General features: G+C 70.6%; 17 protein-coding genes. 3 read left to right on the top strand and 14 right to left on the bottom strand.

Translation table 11 applies throughout. From position 1 onward, the window contains the following. Nucleotides 1–18: 18 nt before the first annotated feature. The 10 genes from ACFZDJ_RS05635 to ACFZDJ_RS05590 all read right to left on the bottom strand — a co-directional run bounded on the left by ACFZDJ_RS05635 (nucleotide 19) and on the right by ACFZDJ_RS05590 (nucleotide 12,347). The gene (locus tag ACFZDJ_RS05635; protein WP_391056292.1) at nucleotides 19–1,344 is read right to left on the bottom strand and encodes a hypothetical protein; all 1,326 of its coding nucleotides are present in this window, start codon (nucleotides 1,342–1,344) and stop codon (nucleotides 19–21) included. Nucleotides 1,345–1,427: 83 nt separating this feature from the next. Then, a complete protein-coding gene (locus ACFZDJ_RS05630; protein ID WP_384905736.1) occupies nucleotides 1,428–2,447 on the bottom strand; it encodes a glutamate ABC transporter substrate-binding protein in 1,020 nt (339 codons plus the stop codon). Between the two features lie 29 nt (nucleotides 2,448–2,476). Beyond that, nucleotides 2,477–3,928, bottom strand: coding sequence for a hypothetical protein (locus ACFZDJ_RS05625; RefSeq protein ID WP_391056858.1), 1,452 nt, complete (start codon nucleotides 3,926–3,928; stop codon nucleotides 2,477–2,479). Between the two features lie 490 nt (nucleotides 3,929–4,418). Further along, the gene (locus ACFZDJ_RS05620) at nucleotides 4,419–5,432 is read right to left on the bottom strand and encodes a BadF/BadG/BcrA/BcrD ATPase family protein (protein ID WP_390927225.1); all 1,014 of its coding nucleotides are present in this window, start codon (nucleotides 5,430–5,432) and stop codon (nucleotides 4,419–4,421) included. Then, nucleotides 5,429–6,694, bottom strand: coding sequence for a 6-phospho-beta-glucosidase (locus tag ACFZDJ_RS05615; RefSeq protein WP_391056289.1), 1,266 nt, complete (start codon nucleotides 6,692–6,694; stop codon nucleotides 5,429–5,431). Before ACFZDJ_RS05615 ends, ACFZDJ_RS05620 begins: the two co-directional genes overlap by 4 nt. A 7-nt stretch (nucleotides 6,695–6,701) precedes the next feature. Further along, nucleotides 6,702–7,595, bottom strand: a complete 894-nt coding sequence (locus ACFZDJ_RS05610; RefSeq protein ID WP_384905733.1) for a carbohydrate ABC transporter permease — start codon at nucleotides 7,593–7,595, stop codon at nucleotides 6,702–6,704. Nucleotides 7,596–7,600: 5 nt separating this feature from the next. After that, nucleotides 7,601–8,542, bottom strand: coding sequence for a carbohydrate ABC transporter permease (locus ACFZDJ_RS05605; protein WP_067370321.1), 942 nt, complete (start codon nucleotides 8,540–8,542; stop codon nucleotides 7,601–7,603). A gap of 15 nt (nucleotides 8,543–8,557) precedes the next feature. After that, a complete protein-coding gene (locus ACFZDJ_RS05600; RefSeq protein ID WP_168508720.1) occupies nucleotides 8,558–9,895 on the bottom strand; it encodes an ABC transporter substrate-binding protein in 1,338 nt (445 codons plus the stop codon). 93 nt (nucleotides 9,896–9,988) lie between these two features. After that, entirely contained in the window at nucleotides 9,989–11,200 is a 1,212-nt protein-coding gene (locus ACFZDJ_RS05595; protein WP_391056286.1) for an ROK family protein, read from the bottom strand. A 310-nt stretch (nucleotides 11,201–11,510) separates the two neighbouring features. Continuing rightward, complete coding sequence (locus tag ACFZDJ_RS05590) at nucleotides 11,511–12,347, bottom strand: hypothetical protein (RefSeq protein ID WP_391056283.1); 837 nt, start codon at nucleotides 12,345–12,347, stop codon at nucleotides 11,511–11,513. Nucleotides 12,348–12,704: 357 nt separating this feature from the next. On the opposite strand from ACFZDJ_RS05590, the gene ACFZDJ_RS05585 reads away from it, so the two are divergent. Together ACFZDJ_RS05585 and ACFZDJ_RS05580 are read left to right on the top strand one after the other, a co-directional pair. Beyond that, nucleotides 12,705–13,280 carry a hypothetical protein gene (locus ACFZDJ_RS05585; protein ID WP_391056281.1) on the top strand — a complete coding sequence of 192 codons (576 nt, stop codon included), beginning with the start codon at nucleotides 12,705–12,707 and terminating at the stop codon, nucleotides 13,278–13,280. Then, on the top strand, nucleotides 13,273–13,581 hold the full coding sequence (locus tag ACFZDJ_RS05580) for a hypothetical protein (RefSeq protein ID WP_391056278.1): 309 nt from the start codon (nucleotides 13,273–13,275) through the stop codon (nucleotides 13,579–13,581). The genes ACFZDJ_RS05585 and ACFZDJ_RS05580 overlap by 8 nt, the downstream gene beginning before the upstream one ends. A gap of 66 nt (nucleotides 13,582–13,647) precedes the next feature. Here ACFZDJ_RS05580 and ACFZDJ_RS05575 read toward each other — a convergent pair whose 3' ends face one another. Further along, nucleotides 13,648–14,772, bottom strand: coding sequence for a mechanosensitive ion channel domain-containing protein (locus tag ACFZDJ_RS05575; RefSeq protein ID WP_391056855.1), 1,125 nt, complete (start codon nucleotides 14,770–14,772; stop codon nucleotides 13,648–13,650). A gap of 258 nt (nucleotides 14,773–15,030) precedes the next feature. On the opposite strand from ACFZDJ_RS05575, the gene ACFZDJ_RS05570 reads away from it, so the two are divergent. Continuing rightward, a complete protein-coding gene (locus tag ACFZDJ_RS05570; RefSeq protein ID WP_099941398.1) occupies nucleotides 15,031–15,567 on the top strand; it encodes an HNH endonuclease in 537 nt (178 codons plus the stop codon). 60 nt (nucleotides 15,568–15,627) lie between these two features. On the opposite strand, the gene ACFZDJ_RS05565 is transcribed toward ACFZDJ_RS05570, so the two are convergent. The 3 genes from ACFZDJ_RS05565 to ACFZDJ_RS05555 form a co-directional block, all read right to left on the bottom strand. Beyond that, complete coding sequence (locus ACFZDJ_RS05565; protein WP_391056276.1) at nucleotides 15,628–16,257, bottom strand: hypothetical protein; 630 nt, start codon at nucleotides 16,255–16,257, stop codon at nucleotides 15,628–15,630. Continuing rightward, entirely contained in the window at nucleotides 16,254–17,621 is a 1,368-nt protein-coding gene (locus ACFZDJ_RS05560; protein ID WP_390927241.1) for a hypothetical protein, read from the bottom strand. Before ACFZDJ_RS05560 ends, ACFZDJ_RS05565 begins: the two co-directional genes overlap by 4 nt. Nucleotides 17,622–17,716: 95 nt before the next feature. After that, complete coding sequence (locus ACFZDJ_RS05555; RefSeq protein ID WP_391056273.1) at nucleotides 17,717–18,514, bottom strand: ATP-binding cassette domain-containing protein; 798 nt, start codon at nucleotides 18,512–18,514, stop codon at nucleotides 17,717–17,719. Nucleotide 18,515 lies beyond the last annotated feature (1 nt).

The raw sequence follows: 18,515 nt of genomic DNA, 5'->3' as shown, positions 1-18,515 counted from the left end.
CTGCATCACCTTCAACGCTCACGCGTGGGGCCCCCTACGGTCGGTCGGGCCACCCTGTTCGGGCACCCGCGGGCTGAGCAGATCGACGGCGGCCCGCTGATAGCGCAGCACCGCCTCCTCCGCCACCCGCAGATCGCAGGGCGCGCTCCACAACATGCGTCGGGCCGCGTCGTAGCGCTCGATGAGGAACGGGTCCTCCGCGAGGCCGTGCCGGGCCACCTTCGCCTTGTACGCGTCGAGGCGGCCGCGCAGCTCCGCGCGGACCGCCAGCGGCGCGGTGACCGCGGTCAACGACTCCCGGGCGCGCAGCAGCTCGTCCTCGGCCTTCTCCTCCAGCGCCTCCAGGAGCGGCGAGAGACGGTGCCACTGGGCGTGTCTGCGGTACTCCGCGGCCGTCGCCAACTGCTCCTGCAGCAGCGTCGGCGGCCCGCTGACGGCCGGCACCTCGGACGCGGCGATCTTCGCCAGCACCTCACCGCGGGCGCTCCTCGCCTCCGCGAGCGTGCGGTCGGCGCGGCTGAGCACGTCCCGCAGCCGCACGAGTCGGGCCTCCGCGTCCTGGCGGACGGTGAGCACCGCGTCGATCTCACGGCGCACGTCCTCCAGGGCGCGCGCCTCGCGGTCGTACGTCGTGGTGTCGGGACGTCCGCCGCCGGGCGCCGAACTGCCCTTCGTGGGCACCCAGAAGGCCAGCGGGTCGGAGACGACCTGCTGGCGCAGGGTGCTCAGCGTCCGGGTGATCCGCTCCAGGTCGTCGCCCGCCGGGTGCTCACCGGGGCGTACGCCCACGGAGTGCGCGAGCTGGCGGGTGCGCTGGAGTTCCGCGGCCAGTAAATCGATCCGGGCGGGCAGCGCGGACCAGACGGCGTCCGCGGCGACGACCATGTCGAGCGAGGACGCGTACAGCTCGTTCATCCGCTCCACCAGCGCGACCAGCGAGAACTGCTCGCTGAGCTTGCCGGTGCCGGAGAGCGTCGGCGCGTTCGCCGTGGCGGTGGTCGAGCCGGCGACCGTGATGCTCGCGCCGCGCAGCAGCTCGGTCAACTCGACCAGGTCCTCACGGCTCGACCAGCGCCGCCGGGAACGGATGCCGCGGGCGGAGCGCAGCGCGTCCGTGTACGCGTCGAAGTACGCCCACAGCAGCGTGATCGACGCCTCCGCGGTCGACCAGCGCTCGTTGGTCGTGCCCGTGAGCTCGGCGCCTTCGAGGAGTCTGCGGCCCGCGTGGTCCTGCAGGGCGAGGAGCGAGGTCTCGATGGCCTCGTGCTCCGCGCCGAGCCGCGCCAGCGCACGGTCCACCTCGTCCCGGTCCATCACCGGCCCGGGGGGTCCCGTGACGCCCATCGATCACCTCTCGCTCTCGGTCGTGCCCGTCGCTTGCGTTCCCGCCGGCCGCGTCGTCCGCGCTGCCGTTACCCGGATTTCCGTTACTTGTAGTGCGCCGTCGGCGGAGTCGCCGACGGGGAGTCCGCCTTCAGGGTCGCGGACAGCCACTTGGTGTACGAGGCCTGCCAGCCGCCGCTCTTGCGGTAGTCCACGAGCACCTGGTTGACCCGGCGTACCAGATCGTCGGCGCCCAACTTCATCGCCACGCCGTAGTAGTCGTCGGTGAAGGTCTTGCCCTTCAGTTCGACCGTCGGGTCCTGCGCCGCCTGGCTGGCGGCGAGCGCGCCGTCGGTCACCACGGCGTCGACCTGACCGAGCTGCAGCCGCACCAGGCAGTCGAGTTGGTTGGGCACGGTGGTGGTGATGTCCGCGGAGGAGGCGAGCGTGCCCGCCTTCTTGTCGGCCGACAGCCGGTCGTACGCCGTCGAGCCCGCCGCCGAGCAGATCCGCCGGCCCGCCAGCGTCTTGTCGTACCCCTTGATGCCGGAGGTCTTGGGGGCCAGTACCTGCTGTCCGGTCAGGAAGTAGGGGGCGGAGAAGGCCACGTCCTTGAGGCGGGAGCAGGTGATCGTCATGGTGCGCACCACCATGTCGACCTGACCGGACTTGATCGCGGGGATGCGCTGGTTGGTGGGGATGGCGTGGAAACGGACGGCGTTCGGGTCGCCGAGGATCTCCCTCGCGATCTCGTGCGCGAGATCGATGTCGAAGCCCTCCAGGTCGCTGCTCTTCGCCGTGTTGTTCGGATCGCGGTAGCCCCAGCGGTAGCTGTTCTGGTCGACGCCGACCGACAGATAGCCGCGCTGCTTGATGGCCGTGATCGTCTTGCCGCTGTCGTCGGAGGACGGGGCGGGGCTCTGGTCCTGCGGGTCGGTGCACGTGTCGGCCCGCGCCTGGATGCCCTGGCCCACGCCCTGGCCGCCGGTGCCCGTGCTGCCGTCCCCGCGGGCGCTGCTCAGCGGCAGCAACAGGGCGAAGACCGCGGTGACGACCAGGGCGAGGGCCATCGCACCCACGCCGCCCCAGCCCTTCAGGCTCGCCCTCAGACGTCGTGCGGTCATCGCCATGCCCCCTTTCACCGCTCCCCCTCTCACCGGTACTCCGAAAGCCTGCGCCCGATGCCGAGCAGCGCGCCCGCCGCGGCCAGCACCGCGAGGACGGCCGCGCCCGCCGGGAGCCCGCTCATCGCGTCCCGGCCGTCGCCTGCCGCCTGCTTGAACTCACTCTCCTCGTGCGTCAGGGCCGCCGCGAGGTTGGTGTCCACGCCGTCGAAGCACTCGCCGGTCGGCTTGTCGGCCGCCGAACCGATCACCTTGTTCAGAGCGCCCTGGTAGTCGCCCGCGTCGTCGGCCGTGCGGGCCTCCTGGTGGCGGGACTTCCAGACCAACATGTTGGCCGTCGCGGCCTCGACGGGCTTCTTGCCCGCCGTGTCGTCGGCGAGGCCCTCGGCCAGCGCCAGGCCCTTGGTGAGGGTCTTCATGTCCTGCTGGAAGTCGTAGTCGTAGAGGTCCATGACCTCCGTCGCGGACACCTGCTTGGTCTCCGCGCCCCGGCTGACCAGCGTCAGGTTCTCGTTGCCCCGTGCCTTCAGGGAGGCGATCCGGGCGTCGTGCAGCACGTTCAGCGAGCGAACCCCGTGGTCGTACGAGGAGTTCAGCCCGGCCCGGGCCACGCTGTGCCCCACCACCAGCCAGAGCAGCACCACCGCGGAGGCGGCCGTGGCGGCGACCAGCCCCTGGTTCAACACCCTGTTCGTCCGGTGGTAATGGCGCCGCTGGGCCCAGAAGAGCCCGCCGAGCGCGAGGACGCCGAGACCGATCGCGGCCCACGGGTAGGGCTTCGCGTCGGCGTAGTCGGCGCTCAGCCGGGCGTTCTCCCGCTTGTAGAGCTCCTCGGCCGCGGGGAGCATCTGCTGCTGCATCTTCTCGTTCGCGTACCGCAGGTAGGCGCCGCCGAGCGGATAGCCCTGCCGGTTGTTGGCGCGGGCCCGCTCGATCAGGCCCTTGTACTCGGGCAGCAGCTTGTTGAGCTGGGCGATCGTGTCCGTGGACGGGGACCCCGGGTCGGAGTTGGCGGCGGCGGTGATGAGCCCCTGCGCGGCCGTCCGGATGTCCTTCTCGTACCGGTCACGGGTGTCCGCGCTCTCCTGGCCGCCCGCGAGGAAGCCGCTGGAGGCCGCGGTGTTGGCGTCCGCGAGCGAACGGTAGATGTCGGCGGCGCCGGCGCTCAGCGGCTGGCTGCTGTGCAGCACGTCGTCCGCCGCGCTCGAACGCTCCGTCATCTGCCAGGCGGTGACCGTGCCGAACGCGACGACCAGGAGGGCGAGGACGGCGCCGATCAGGCGCAGCCGGCCCGGCTCCGTCGTCGCCGCGGCGCGCAGGCGCTCCACGCCCTCCGCCCAGGCGGTGCGGCGCGCGGGAGCGGTGCCGGGCGTGGCGGGTCTGCCCGGTGGCGAGGGGGGCCCGGACCGCGGCGCCGTCGCTGTCGCCGGCGGGCCGTACTGGGCCGCTGTCGCGCCGGACTGCGGCGGGACGGCCGGCATCGTGGGCGTGGCCGGCTGCCCCGGTGGCGCCGTGCCCTTCGGCGGCTGTGTCACTTGACCTCCCCCATGGTCATCCGTCGGTCACCTCCCCCGCGTGCGCGGGAGCACGAAGAGAGGTGCACGGCCGCAAGTATCGCCGCCGGGACTGACATCCGCACAGGCCTTGACTCGATCTTGTTCGGATTGCAGCCCACCCTTCGTACAGTGGTGGCCCGTTCGGACGGCAGCGCGACCGCGGCGCTCCGCGCCACCCCCCTGACCATGAATACGCGGCCGGTGTGTGTTCGGTTCCCTTTCGAATGTGCCGGTATTGGGGTGTGTGCGAGGGGTGGTCTTTTTGGGTGCGGGTGGGTGGGGGCTGGTCGCGCAGTTCCCCGCGCCCCTAAAAGCCTGGGGTCGTCCGGCGTTTGATGGGGGGCCGGGGCGCAGCCCCGCGGCCCGGGGGCGCGGGGAACTGCGCGAACGGCCCCCACCGGCCCGCAGCCGAGGCTCAACCCCCCTCGTAGAAGGCCCGTACGCGGGTGTGGACCTCGGTGGGGGCGTGGACGTGGTCCAGGCCCAGGAGGGCGGCGCCCAGCACGGGGCGGGACGAGATCACGTGGGGGACCGCCTTGGGGGCCCGGGCCGACAGGAGCTCGCGGATCCGGTCGTCGAGTTGGGGATGGCGGGCGGCGAGGACACCACCGCCCAGAAGGACGGGGGTCTCCTCGGCGAGGAGGTCGAGCCGGGTCAGAGCGACCGTGGCCATCGCGACGACCTCGTCCGCGAGCCGGTCCACGAGAGCGCGAGCGGCCTCGTCACCCTCCGCCGCCGTCGCGAACAGCACCGGAGTCAGTTCATGCCGGCGGTCGTGCTCGATGTGCTCCAGGTGCAGCGCCTCGATCAGGGCGTACATGGAGGACAGACCGAAGTGGGCGGGGAGGGTGCGGGACAGGGCCGTGGGCCCGCCCCGGCCGTCCTCCGCACGGGCCGCGTGCCACAGGGCCTCCTCCGCCAGGCCCCACCCCCCGCCCCAGTCCCCGGAGATCCGGCCGAGCGCCGGGAAGCGGGCGGTGCGGCCGTCGGGGCGCATGCCGACGCAGTTGATACCCGCGCCGCACACGACGGCGACCCCGCGCGGCTCCGCTATCCCGGCGCGCAGGATCGCGAACGTGTCGTTGCGTACCTCCACGCTCGTGCCCCATCCGCGCGCGTGCAGCGCGGCCGCCAACTGCTCCTCCTCCACGGGAAGATCGGCGTTGGCGAGGCAGGCCGAGACATGGGCCACGGAGTCGACGCCCGCCTCGGCGAAGGCGCGGGCGACGGCCTCGCCCACGGCGTCCACGGCCGTGGCGACCCCGACCACCGGCGGCCGGAATCCCCCGCCGCGCGCGGCCCCGACCACCCGCCCGTCCACGGACACGACCGCGACGTCGGTCTTGCTGTTCCCCGCGTCGATGGCCAGGACCATGCCCGCGGAGTCGGATCCGGCGGCCGTCCCGGCGCCGGGTCCGGATGACGTCATGCCCACGCGAGATGCTCCCGGTTGTGCGCGATCAGTTGGTCGGTGAGGGCGTCGGCGTACTCGTACTGGCCGATGAGGGGGTGGGCGAGAAGGGTCCGGAAGACCCGGTCGCGGCCACCGCGCAGGGCGGCTTCCAGGGCCAGGTCCTCGTAGGACGTCACGGCCGCCATCAGCCCCGCGTACAGGGGGTCGACCGGCAGCACCGGCAGTGGTGTCGGGCCGTGCGGACCGACGGCCGCCTGCACCTCGATCACGGCGTCGTCCGGGAGGAAGGGCAAGGTGCCCTTGTTGTAGGTGTTGACCACCTGGTAGGGGCTGCCGCCCCCGCCGAGCAGCGCGGCGGCGAGGTCGACGGCCGCCTCGGAGTAGTACGCGCCGCCCCGCTTGGCGAGCAGCTCCGGCTTCTCGTCGAGCGCCGGATCGCCGTACATCGTCAGCAACTCCCGCTCCATCGCGGCGACCTCCGCCGCCCGTGACGGTTTCGTCCGCAGCTCCCGTACGACCTCGTCGTGCGCGTAGAAGTAGCGCAGGTAGTAGGAGGGGACCACGCCCAGGCGGTCCACGAGGGTGCGGGGCAGGCGCAGGTCGTCGGCGATCGTGTCGCCGTGCTCGGCCAGCAGTTTCGGCAGGACGTTCTCGCCCTCGGGGCCGCCGAGGCGCACCCCGGTCTCCCAGCTGAGGTGGTTGAGGCCCACGTGGTCCAGATGGACGTCCACGGGGGCGACACCGAGCATTCCGGCGAACTTCCGCTGGAAGCCGATCGCCACGTTGCACAGCCCGACCGTCCTGTGGCCCGCCTGGAGCAGCGCGCGCGTCACGATCCCGACCGGGTTGGTGAAGTCGATGATCCAGGCGTCGGGGTTGGTACGGCGGACGCGCTCCGCGATGTCCAGGACGACCGGGACCGTGCGCAGCGCCTTCGCCAGACCGCCCGCGCCCGTCGTCTCCTGGCCGATGCACCCGCACTCCAGCGGCCAGGTCTCGTCCTGCTGGCGGGCCGCCTGGCCGCCGACGCGCAGCTGGAGCAGGACCGCGTCCGCGCCTTCGACGCCCGCGTCCAGGTCGGAGGTCGTGACGATCCGGCCGGGGTGCTCCTGCTTGGCGAAGATGCGCCGCGCCAGGCCGCCCACCAGTTCGAGGCGGTCGGCGGCCGGGTCGACGAGGACCAGTTCCTCGACGGGCAGGGTGTCCCGCAACCGGGCGAAGCCGTCGATGAGTTCGGGTGTGTAGGTCGACCCTCCGCCGACCACGGTGAGCTTCATGTGCGTGTCAACCCTTCACTCCGGTGAGCGTGACGCCCTCGACGAACGCCTTCTGTGCGAAGAAGAACACGAGGATCACGGGGGCCATGACCAGTACGGTCGCGGCCATGGTGAGGTTCCAGTCGGTGTGGTGCGCGCCCTTGAACGACTCCAGGCCGTAGGAGAGGGTCCAGGCGCCGGGGTTCTCGGAGGCGTAGATCTGCGGGCCGAAGTAGTCGTTCCAGGCGTAGAAGAACTGGAACAGGGCCACGGCGGCGATCCCCGGCTTCGCCATCGGCAGGACGACCTTCAGCAGGGTCTTCAGGTCCCCGCAGCCGTCGACCTTCGCCGCGTCGAGGTACTCGTTCGGGATGGTCATCAGGAACTGGCGGAGCAGGAAGATGGAGAACGCGTCGCCGAAGGCCATCGGGATGATCAGCGGCCACAGTGTGCCGGACAGGTCCAGTTGTTTCGCCCAGAAGAGGTACATCGGGATGATGACGACCTGCGGCGGCAGCATCATCATCGAGATGACCAGCATCAGTGACAGGTTCCGGCCCCGGAAGCGGAACTTGGCGAGGGCGTACGCGACGGGGATCGACGACACGACCGTCAAGACGGTGCCGGCACCGGCGTACAGCAGGGTGTTCTTCCACCAGGTGAGGAAGCCGGGGGTGTCGAAGACCTTCTTGTAGTTGCCCCACTCCCAGGTGTGCGGGATCAGGTCGCGGCTGAGTGCCTGCGAGTCGCTCATCAGGGAGGTCAGGAAGACGAAGACGAAGGGGAGGACGAAGAAGAGGGCGACGGCGACGCCGAGGGCGTGGATCGCGACCCACTCCAGGAGCGCCTTGCGGCGGGCGGTGCGCTCGGCGGGGGAGACCGGGGCCCGCAACTCCACGGGCTTGTCGAGTACTTGTGTCATGGCTGTCAGTCACCTGCCTGGATGAGACCGCCCCGGCGCCGCATCAGGAACGCGGTGAACACCATGGACAGGGCGAAGAGCACGAGCGCGACCACACAGGCGGAGCCGTAGTCGAAGCGTTGGAAGCCAAGGTTGTAGACGAGCTGCGGCAGGGTGAGCGTCGACTTGTCGGGGTAGCCGGGCTCGAACTGCGTACCGGCGCCCTGGATGACGCCCGAGGCGACCTTCCCGGCGATCAGTGGCTGGGTGTAGTACTGCATGGTCTGGATCACGCCGGTGACCACGGCGAACATCACGATCGGCGAGATGTTCGGCAGCGTGACGTACCGGAACCGCTGCCAGGCCGAGGCGCCGTCCAGCTCCGCCGCCTCGTACTGCTCCGTCGGTACGTCGAGCAGCGCGGCCATGAAGATGACCATCAGGTCGCCGATGCCCCACAGAGCCAGCAGGGTGAGGGCCGGCTTGGACCAGCTGGGGTCGTTGAACCAGCCGGGGGCCGGGATGCCGACCTTCTCCAGGATCGAGTTGACCGGTCCCGTGCCGGGGTTGAGGAGGAAGGCGAAGGCCATCGTCGCGGCGACGGGCGGGGCGAGGTAGGGGAGGTAGAAGAGGGTGCGGAAGACGCCGGTGCCCGTCTTGATCTTCGTGATCAGCAGGCCCACGCCGAGTCCGAAGACGACCCGCAGGCTGACCATGACCAGCACCAGCCACAGGGTGTTGCGCAGCGCGGGCCAGAACAGCGGGTAGTGCTCGAAGACGTAGGTCCAGTTCTTCGTCCCGCTCCACGTCGGCGGTTTGAAGCCGTCGTAGTGCATGAACGAGAAATAGACGGTCGAGAGCAGCGGATAGGCGAAGAAGACCGCGAAGCCGATCAGCCACGGCGACATGAAGGCGAGGGTGCGCAGCGCCGATCGGCGCCGCTTCGAGGCCAGTGTGACGGTGCTCATGTCCGTGCCCGTCCGCTACTTCGCCTGCGCGATGTCCGTGTCGATCTGCGCGGCGGTGCTCTGCAGACCCGCCTTCAGATCCTTCGTCTTGCCGCTCTCGTAGTCGTATCCGAACTGCTGGATCGTCACGAGGTAGGTACCGCCGTTGATGGACGCGGGAGTTGTCGTCGAGTTCGGGTTCGACGCGATGTCCAGGAACGTCTTGAAACGCGGGTCGTACTTCAGTTTCGGCGACTTGAGCGCGGCCAGCGTGGAGGGCACGTTGTGAATGGCGTTGGCGAAACCGACCACCGCGTCCGTGTCCGTGGTCATGTATTTGACCAGTTCCCAGGCCGCGTTCTGCTTCTTGCTGGTGGCCGCGATGCCCGCGATGGTGCCGGTGATGTAGCCCTTGCCGTACTGGTCGGCCTGGTCGTCGGGAACGGGCAGCGGGGCGACGCCGATCTCGAAGTTCGGCTTGGCGTCCTCGGCCATGCCGAGCCGCCATTCGCCGTCCAGCTGCATGGCGACCTGGCCGGTGTGGAAGGGGTGTTTGGGGCCCCACTCGTCACCGAGCTTGGAGCGGTACTTCTCCAGCTTCTGGTAGCCGCCGAGTTCGTCGACGAGCTTCTTCTGGAGGGTGAATCCGGCGGTGAACGCGGGGTCCTTGGCGAGGTTCGACTTGCCGCTGCTGTCGAAGTACGTCGGGGAGAACTGGCCGAAGTAGTGCTCGGTGGTGGACTCCCAGCCGTGGTAGTTCGGCATGAAGCCCAGCTGGGAGTAGGAGTCGCCCTTGGAGATGGTGAGCTTCTTCGCGTCCGCCTCGAATTCGGACCAGGTCTTCGGGGGGCTGGAGATCCCGGCCTTCTTGAATGCGTTCTTGTTGTAGTAGAGGCCGTACGCGTCACCGAGCAGCGGCACCGTACAGCGGTTGCCGTCGAACTGGGTGTACTCGTTCATCGCCTTCGGGAAGGTCGTCGCCGGGTCGATTCCCGCCTTCTTGAAGAAGGGGTTGAGATCGACCAGCGCTCCGGAGGAGCAGAACTTGCCGACGTTGTTGGTGGTGAACGAGGAGATCACGTCGGGAGCCTTGTCGCCGCCGGAGCGCAGGGCCTGGTTGATCTTGTCGTCGGTCATGTTGGCGACGATGTTGACGTGGATGTTGGGGTGCGTCTTCTCGAAGCCCGCGACCAGGGCCTTCACGCCCGCGATCTCGCCGGGCGCGCTCCAGGCGTGCCAGAAGTTGATCGTCGTGTCCTTGGAGGCGTCGTCGCTCGCGCCCGAGGACGACTGGCCGGTACAGGCGGTGGTGAGGAGGGCGAGCGAGGCGGAAGCGGCGAGAGCAGTGGCGACTTTCCTGGATATTCCGGGCATGGCGGGGTCTCCCTAGGGCAGGGCGGTGGTGGTGTTCGCGGAACGATTCGCGGGACGGTTCGTGGGACGGGGGAGTCGGTCGAGGGGTGGGACTCAGCGGGAGGTGTCGAAGACCTCGTCGCGGGTGGCCGCCAGCGCGCTCTCCAACGCGCCGCGCAGCACGGGGTGTTCGTGTACGTCGCCGACCACGAGGCGCGGTCGGGAGGCGGCCAGCTCCTCCAGCTCGGCCTGCACCAGGACGCGCAGTGGTTCACCGCCGGCGGTGAGCGAGGCGCCGCTGAGCACGACGAGTTCGGGGTCGAGCACGGAGACGAGTGAGGCGAGACCGGTGGCGAGACCGGTCGCATACGTCTCCAGGAGCCGCAGGTGCGGCCCCTCGTTGATGCGGGCGGCCTGTTCGACGAGGGCGGCGGCGACCTCGGCGTAGGGCCCCGTCGGCACCGGCTGGATGCCCAGCTCGCGGGCGAGCTTGGGAATGGCCTGCGAGCCGGCCAGCTCCTGGTAGCCACCGCTGTTGGCCTTGGTCACCTGGCGTACGAGGGGTGCGCCGGGCACGGGCAGGAAGCCGACCTCGCCCGCGCCGCCGGTCCAGCCGCGGTGCAGTCGCCCGCCGAGGACGAGGGCGGCGCCGAGGCCGCCCTCGTTCCACAGCAATACGAAGTCCTCGTGTCCCCGCGCCGCCCCGAGCCGCTGCTCGGCGATGGCCACCAGGTTGACGTCGTTCTCGTACTCGACGGGCATCGGCAGCGCGGCCGCGAGCTCGTCGAGGAGGCTGGGGGAGTGCCAGCCGGGCAGGTGGGAGGCGTACCGCAGCCGCCCGGTGTTGGGGTCGAAGGCGCCGGGTGTGCCGATGACGAGCCGCTGGACGTCGCCCCTGGCGAGCCCAGCCGCCTTCACCGCGCCGTCGAGGGCGTCGGTGACCTGGCGTACGACGGGCTGCGCGGGGCGCCGGCCCGGGGTGATCAGCTCGTACTCGCCCACGGTGCGGCCGGTGACATCGGCGACGGCGGCGAGGATGCGCTCGGGCGTGACGTCCAGGCCCGCCGCGTGGGCGGCCCGCGGATTGACGGCGTACAACTGGGCGTTGGGGCCCGGCCGTCCCTCGCTCGTGCCGGTGGCCAGCACGAGTCCGGCGGCCTCCAGCCGGGCGAGGAGCTGGGAGGCCGTGGGCTTGGACAGCCCGGTCAGCTTCCCGATCCTGGTCCGCGAGAGCGGTCCGTGCGCGAGCAGCAGATCGAGGGCGGCGCGGTCGTTCATGGCGCGCAGGACGCGCGGGGTGCCCGGCGTACCGGCGGATCCTGCCATGTTTGTCGACACCTGCCTTTCAACTGCCCAGTCGTTCAGCTTCCCAGGGTGGCCGCGGGGAAGTCCACTGCAAGATCATTGTTAGGAAAGTTTCCTATTGGTGGGAGGACGGTAGGCCGCGGGTCGCGGAGGCGTCAAGAGATACCGCCCCCGAGGCAACAGAGTCGTTACCTGGGCCGGAGGTCCGCGTCCCCGTCCCGGACTTCCCCCGGACGCGCGAAGTCGCCCCCGCCGCAGACGAATCCGTCTGCCGCGGGGGCGACTTGGGGTGAGTCGGGGGAGGGCCCCGTCCTCGTTTACTTCACGTCGACTACTTCACGTCGACGTAGTCGCCCGTGGCCGTGGCGGTGCCCGTGGTGGACGTGCCCGCGAACTTGTAGCGGTACGAGCCGTCGGCCGAGGCCTTGACCGTGGTGGTGAGGGCGCCCGCCGTGCCGGAGGTCACCGTCTTGACCGTCTTGTAGGCGGTGGCGCCCTTGGCCTTGAACTGGAGGGCGACCGGCTGGCCCTGGTAGCCGGAGTACTTGCTGGTCTCCCAGTTGGCGCGGGTCAGCGCGCCCTTGACGGTGAGGGTCTTGCCCTTCGTCACCGGCTCGGGGGTGGCGTTGGTGGTCAGCTTGGCGGCGCGCTTGACCTGTGCGGTGCCGGGGACGCCCCACATGTCGTAGCCGAACTCCGTGCTGATGTGGTTGTCGGAGTCGTCGTTGTCCGTGGTGGTGCGGCCGTAGAAGCCGGCCACCTTCCAGGTACCGGCGTCCGCCGCGTCGTAGAAGTAGAGCCGTGGCTCGATGGCGATGACCTCGGTGCAGGACTGCGTGACCGTCGTGGCGGTCGTGGCCGTCGTGGTGCAGCTCGGGGCGTCGTCCGGCCCCAACTCGTTCTGCTGCTTCGAGAGCGACTGCCCGCGGTACAGAAGGATGCCCGCGGTGCTCGTCACGCCGTCGATGACGAGGTCGGCAGGGCGGACCAGGGTGTACGTGACCGGGACCTTCACCGTGCTGGTGGTGCCGACAACGATCGCCTTGCCGTTGTTGACCACCGCGTTGGAGAAGGTGAGGTCCGGCGTGGCGGCCGACGCGGACGGCACGGCCAGGGCGGACAGGGCCAGGGCACCGGAAACGGCGGCGCCTATGGCGAACTTGCGCATGGATTCCCCACATTCGAAGCGGGCCCCTGGGCGTTGAGCTCCAGAACAAGGGTCCGCTGTGGGGGCGACAGTAGACGGTTGCGGGATGTGGCCGGAATGCGGGGGGCATGTGAAGAGGATTAATTCCGAGGGCTCCCTCCAGACGCATCACGGCTTCGTCACGATCGGCAGACATGCAGGTGGGAGAGGGTGCGAGACTTTGAGATGATCTGCCCCGTTGGGAACGGTGATGCGCCCTCAAGGGGGGATGGTGACGGGGCCGATATCCGGTCACCTTCACAGGTTCCTGTTCATAGGATCCGGCCACATGAGAGTGAACCGTTTGGTGCGGGGTGGGGCGGGGCGGGGGCCTCGCTCATGAGGCTCGTAAAGCTGCTGATGGCTTGCTGGCGTGCGGCCGCGGCCAAGTGCGTGTCGTTGGCGCTCACCATGACGTTCATCGACCTTGTGAACGACGGTTTCACGTGGGATTCCGTGAGCGGGGAGCTGGTCTTCAGTCCTCTGACGTGGGGGATCCTCACGTTCGCGGTGGCGGCCGTCGGGGTGCGGTCGCTGCGCCGGCGGGCCGGTGCGGTCGGCATCCCGCTCTCCGTCGAGGCGCTGGACGACCGGCAGACGCACGTCCTGCGCCCGGTGCCGGTCTCGGACGGGTGGCAGGAGCGGGTCCGCGAAAAGCTGGCGGCATCGGAGCGGGCGTTCCTCGTCGCCGAGAAGGGCCACGAGGAGATCCACTTCCGGTGGCGTCCCGGGCGGGGGAAGCAGTCCGTTTGGGGATCGATGTCCTTCGACGCGCCCTCGGGAGACGTCGTCCTCGACGTGCGGGACGGGGAAGGACACCTGGGGGTGGCCGGACTGGGCAAGGGGTCCTCGTTCGCCGCGGTGTGTCAGATAGCCGGGGTCACCGGGCTGGCGTCCGGGAGCGCTCGTGGATGAGCCGTCGTGGTACGGCGTCCGGTGTGTCTTCCGCCATCGTGAGCTGGGCGTCCACGAGGAGCGGGTGACGCTGTGGACCGCCTGCTCCCTGGACGAGGCCATCGGCTGCGCGGAGGCCGAGGCGGGTGAGTATTGCGCGGCGCTGGGGGAGGCCGAGTACACGGGCTTCGCCGAGGCGTTCCGGATGGACGGGACGCCGGGCGTGGGGGCGGAGGTCTTCTCCCTCATGCGGGAGAGCGACCTGCCTTCCGGCGCCTATGTGGGGAAGTTCTACGCGGCGGGGCGTGAGCGGACCGGCTGATGCCGGAGCCATGGGCTTGCTCATGCGTGCGCCGGAGCTGTGGACTTGCTCCTACGTGAGAGGGGCCTACTTCGGTGCGCTCGACGCGGCCGGGGCCGAGGCGGGGGCCGGGATGGGGGCGGTCGCCTCCGACTGGGGGGAGGCCGGGTTGCCGAGGACCGACGGGGCCGCCACCGCGGCGGCCGGGTCGACGGGCTCCTCCTCCGGGGGCACCGTGGGGCCCCCGACGATGCGGATGTCCGCGGCGTCGAAGGCGCGCTTGACGCGCCAGCGGAGTTCGCGTTCGACGGAGAGGGACTTGCCGGGCATGGTCTTCGCCGAGAGGCGGACGACCATCGAGTCGAGCAGGACGCTGTCCAGGCCGAGGACCTCGATCGGGCCCCACAGGCGCTCGTTCCAGGGCTCTTCCTTGGTCATCGCCTCGGCGACCTCGTCGAGGGTGCGCTTCACCTTGTCCAGGTCCTCGTTCGAGCGGACCGTGACGTCGACGCCGGCCGTGGCCCAGCCCTGGGAGAGGTTGCCGATGCGCTTGACCTCGCCGTTGCGGACGTACCAGATCTCGCCGTTGTCGCCGCGCAGCTTCGTCACGCGCAGGCCCACCTCTATGACCTCGCCGGAGGCGACCCCCGCATCGATCGTGTCGCCGACGCCGTACTGGTCCTCAAGGATCATGAAGACGCCGGAGAGGAAGTCCGTGACCAGGTTGCGGGCGCCGAAACCGATCGCCACTCCCGCGACACCGGCGGAGGCCAGCAGTGGGGCCAGGTTGATCTGGAACGTGCCCAGGATCATCAGCGCGGCGGTGCCCATGATCAGGAAGGACGCGACCGAGCGGAGGACCGAGCCGATCGCCTGCGAGCGCTGCCGGCGGCGCTCGACGTTCACCAGCAGGCCGCCCAGGGCCGTGCCGTCGACCGCCTGGACCGTGCGGGTCATGCGATCTATCAGCTTGGTGATCGCCCGCCGCACCACCACTCTCAGTACCCCCGCGATCACCAGGATCAACAGGACGCGCAGACCGATCGCCAACCATGTGGACCAGTTCTGCTCGACCCAGCTGGCGGCGTTGGTCGCGCTCTGCTGGGCGTCCTGAAGCGTGGCGGTCGTCGGGTCCGTCGTCGCCGAGGGGGACGGCGACGGGGTGGACCCCAGGGCCGACAGGGCGGTCAAGAACACGGCAGGTACCTCCAGGCGTAGCGGTCCGCCCGCGGCTCGGGGACATGTGAGGGCAGCGGCGGGCAGAACCACCACACTAACGGGGCATCGTGTGTGGATCGTTGCAATGTTCGGGGGAGAGACCGTACTCACCTGGGGATGAAGGAGGGTGTGGTCGAAAACACTCCCAGCCCGTTACCGGGACATGGTGGCGCTTCCACCAGGCAAGAGGGGAGACTGACTGCAGATCGTCCCGGCGCGAGCCACGCGCCGCCGGCGTACAAGGAGGCATCCGTGCCGCACGTCCTGGTCCTCAACGCGTCGTACGAGCCACTCGGCGTCGTACCGCTCCACCGCGCGCTCGTCCTCGTCCTTGAGAACAAGGCCATCTGCCTCGAGGAATCCGGCGCCTTTATGCACAGCGCAACCGTTACTGTCCCCGCACCCAGCGTGGTCCGGCTGAAGAGGTTCGTACGGGTCCCTTACAGGGGGCCCGTTCCGCTGACCCGTCGGGCACTGTTCGCCCGCGACGGCGGCCGGTGCATGTACTGCGGTGGCGTCGCAACCAGCGTCGACCACGTCATCCCGCGCTCCCGCGGAGGTCAGCACGCCTGGGACAACGTGGTGGCATCATGTCGCCGCTGCAACCACACCAAGGCCGACCGCCACCTGGTCGAGATCGGCTGGCGCCTGCGCCACAAACCCGCCCCGCCGACGGGGCTCGCCTGGCGCATCATCGGAACGGGGCATAGGGACCCGCGCTGGCTGCCCTACCTGCAGCCGTACGGCGCGGAGGATGCGATGGCCCGGATCGACGGCATTTCCGCCTGACGATCCGGGCCTTTGTGTTCCCCCGGCCCCGGGACCCGTGGTCCGCCCCGTGGCCCCGCGTCAGCCGCGGGGTCCTTCGGGGCGGGCGCCGCGCAGCGCGTAGAGTGCCGAGCCCAGCACGTAGAGTGCGAGGGCGGCGGCCCAGGCGCCGGTCTGCGGGCCCGTCTGCATGGGCCAAGTGAGGATTGTCTCCCCGCTCATACGCGGCGAGGCGGCCGACAGGTACACGGCGCTGAAATACAGCATCGTCGGCATCCAGCTCGCCCGGGCGCCGAACAGAACCGCCCCGCCCGCCGTGATCCCGACGGCGCCCAGTGTGTTGCGGACCATTCCCGCCGAACCGAACACCTGTGCTTGTCCCGGTACGGCGAGCGCGAGCACCGTCGCCGCCAGCGCGCTGAGGACCAGCAGATGAGCCAGGCGCCTCGGCCACCAGGGGCGTACGGCGGTCTCGTCCAGGTCCCGCGCGTACGAGTGGAGGCTCAGTCCGATCGCCGCCGAGGCCAGCAGCGGGGCGAGGGAGAGCAACGGGACCCTGCGGTACGGGTCGAGGAAGGCGTCCGGGCGGCCCGCCACCCAGAAGGTGAGGAGGGCGGCACAGACGAACGCGGCCAGGGTGGTCGGGACGGCGCGGGAACGGGCGTAAAGGGCGAGCGCGGTCGGCGGGGTGACTCTGCGCGGGGAGTTCACAGGGACGGGACCTCGTTCGGGTTCGGGTCGCAGTCGTGGGCCGTGGCGAAGTAGCGGCTGAGCAGGGAGCGGCGCTCGTCGTCGGTCATGGCGGTGAGGTGCGCGTACGCCTTGTCCTCGGCGCGGAACGTCGCGAGTTCCTTCGTGTCACCCCGCTGCCGGGCCGAGGCCGCGGAGCGCTCACGTATGTCCTTCTGTGCGGAATTCGGGGCCAGCCAGCGCAGTACGGCCTCGTCGGTGACCTGGATGCGCCGTGCGGACGGCGACTTCTCGCACTCCGGGCGGACCAGCACCACGGCGGCCTCCCAGGCGTACCGCTCGGGATCGGTCACCTTGCCGCGGACGGCGCTCCAGCCGAACGGGGTGAGCATCGGCAGTTCCGCCTCGTCCTTGTGCGGGCGGCGCGGCAGATCCTCGAAGCGGACCGGCAGGTTCCGCACCCCGTCCAGGCGGCCGGTGAGACCGGACAGCACATGGGTCACCTCCGGCAGCATGCCCGGATAGACGGCGCTGACGCAGACACGCGGGGTGGTGGAGTCGTCGCACACCTGGCGGTGGGCGAGCGGGTTGTCGCGCAGCATGCCGTCGCCCGTGTGGACCAGGACGATCGCGGCACCGAACGCGGCCGCGAGCGGCAGCAGCGCGGTGGCTCGGCGGTACGCGGCATGGGCCAGGGCCGCGGTGGCGGCGAGCCCGGCCGGCCACAGGGCCGATACGAGCGGATACCACCAGACCGGGACGTCGTCGTCGCCGACCAGGCTCAGGTAGGCGGGGGCGAGGTTGTGGAAGCCCGACTCCGAGAGGCCGAGGGTGCCGTACAGGACGTATCCGCAGATCGCGAGTGCGGGAGCGGTCAGCCGCCAGGGCAGCAGCCGCCCGGCCACCTGACCGAGCAGCGTGCACGCGGCGATCGAGAGCGCGGCCCCGGCGAAGACGGTCGGGACCGGACCGCCCGCCGACGCGTACGGCGCGCAGGCGAGCAGCACGCCGGCCACCGCCACGAGGTATGCCGCCGCCAGCCAGCAGGCGAGCGGCAGGGCGGCCGTCAGGAGCTGGGCGAGCGGGGTACGAGCGGTCGAGGCCCGCAGCTCCGTCATCCGCAGCCGCCGCTCCCGGCCGCCCTGCCATGCGCCGGCCGCGAGCGCGAACGGAACGCCGATCACTCCGGCCGCGGTGCTCAGCTTGCCCGTCGTCACACCCCAACTGCCCTGCCACTGCGCCGACGTGGCGGCGAGAGTCCAGGCGAGAGCGAGCAGGAGTGCCCCGGCCGCCCAGGGGGCGAACCCGCGCAGGGACTCGACGCGGAGGGGGTGGGGGGCGGAACCCGCCCTCCGGGCGGGCGTCTCCCGGGTCGGTGCGCCCATCCGGGGGCTTCCGTGGGACGGGCGCAGAGGGCGCTCTTCGTCGGAATGGGGGTGCGTGGTCGGCGCGCGCTCCCCGTCGGGCTGGATGCGTACGTTCACCGGGCGGCCCCCGTCGAGGCGCGGTGGCCGCGCAGGACCGTGGTGTAGCCGCGCTCGATCGCGTTGCCTTCGGACTCGTGGCCGTCGGCGCCGATGGCGGCGAGGGACTGCGGTGTCCCGCGGTAGGCGACGTGGCCGGCCTCGATCAGGGTGACGTCCGTGCAGGCCGCGGCCACGTCCTCCACCAGGTGGGTGGAGACGATCACCGTGGCGGTCCGGCCCAGCTCCCGCAGCAGCGCCCGGAACTCCACGCGCTGCTCGGGGTCCAGACCCGCGGTGGGTTCGTCGAGGAGCAGGACGCGGGGGTCGTTCACGATGGCCTGGGCGATGCCGACGCGCCGGATCATGCCGCCGGACAGCGTCTTGACCTTCGCGTCGATACGGTTGGCGAGCCCGACCCGGGTGACGGCGTGCTCGACCGCGGCCGGGGCGGCAGCGGCCGGTACCTCCTTCAGCCAGGCCACGTACGCCACGAACTCCCGCACCGTGAACCCCGGGTAGTAGCCGAAGTCCTGCGGCAGATAGCCCAGTTCGCGGCGGACCGCACCGCGCTTGTGCCGGTGACGGAGGTCGTTGCCGAGCATCCGCACCCGGCCCGCGGTGGGCTCCGCGATCGTCGCCAGGACCCGGATGAGGGAGGTCTTGCCCGCACCGTTGGGGCCGAGCAGACCGTGGACGCCGGGACCGAAGTCCAGGTCGACGGCGTCCAGCGCGGTGGTCCTGCGGCGGTGCCGCACGGTCAGAGCCGAGACTCGTATCGAGGCGGTCGCGGTGCCCACGCCGTCGTCCGTCATC

Source organism: Streptomyces sp. NPDC007896 (assembly GCF_042959425.1).
In the GTDB taxonomy this organism is placed as follows: domain Bacteria; phylum Actinomycetota; class Actinomycetes; order Streptomycetales; family Streptomycetaceae; genus Streptomyces.
Note: the sequence above shows the minus strand (reverse complement) of the source record. Positions and strands in the feature narration are given on the sequence as shown.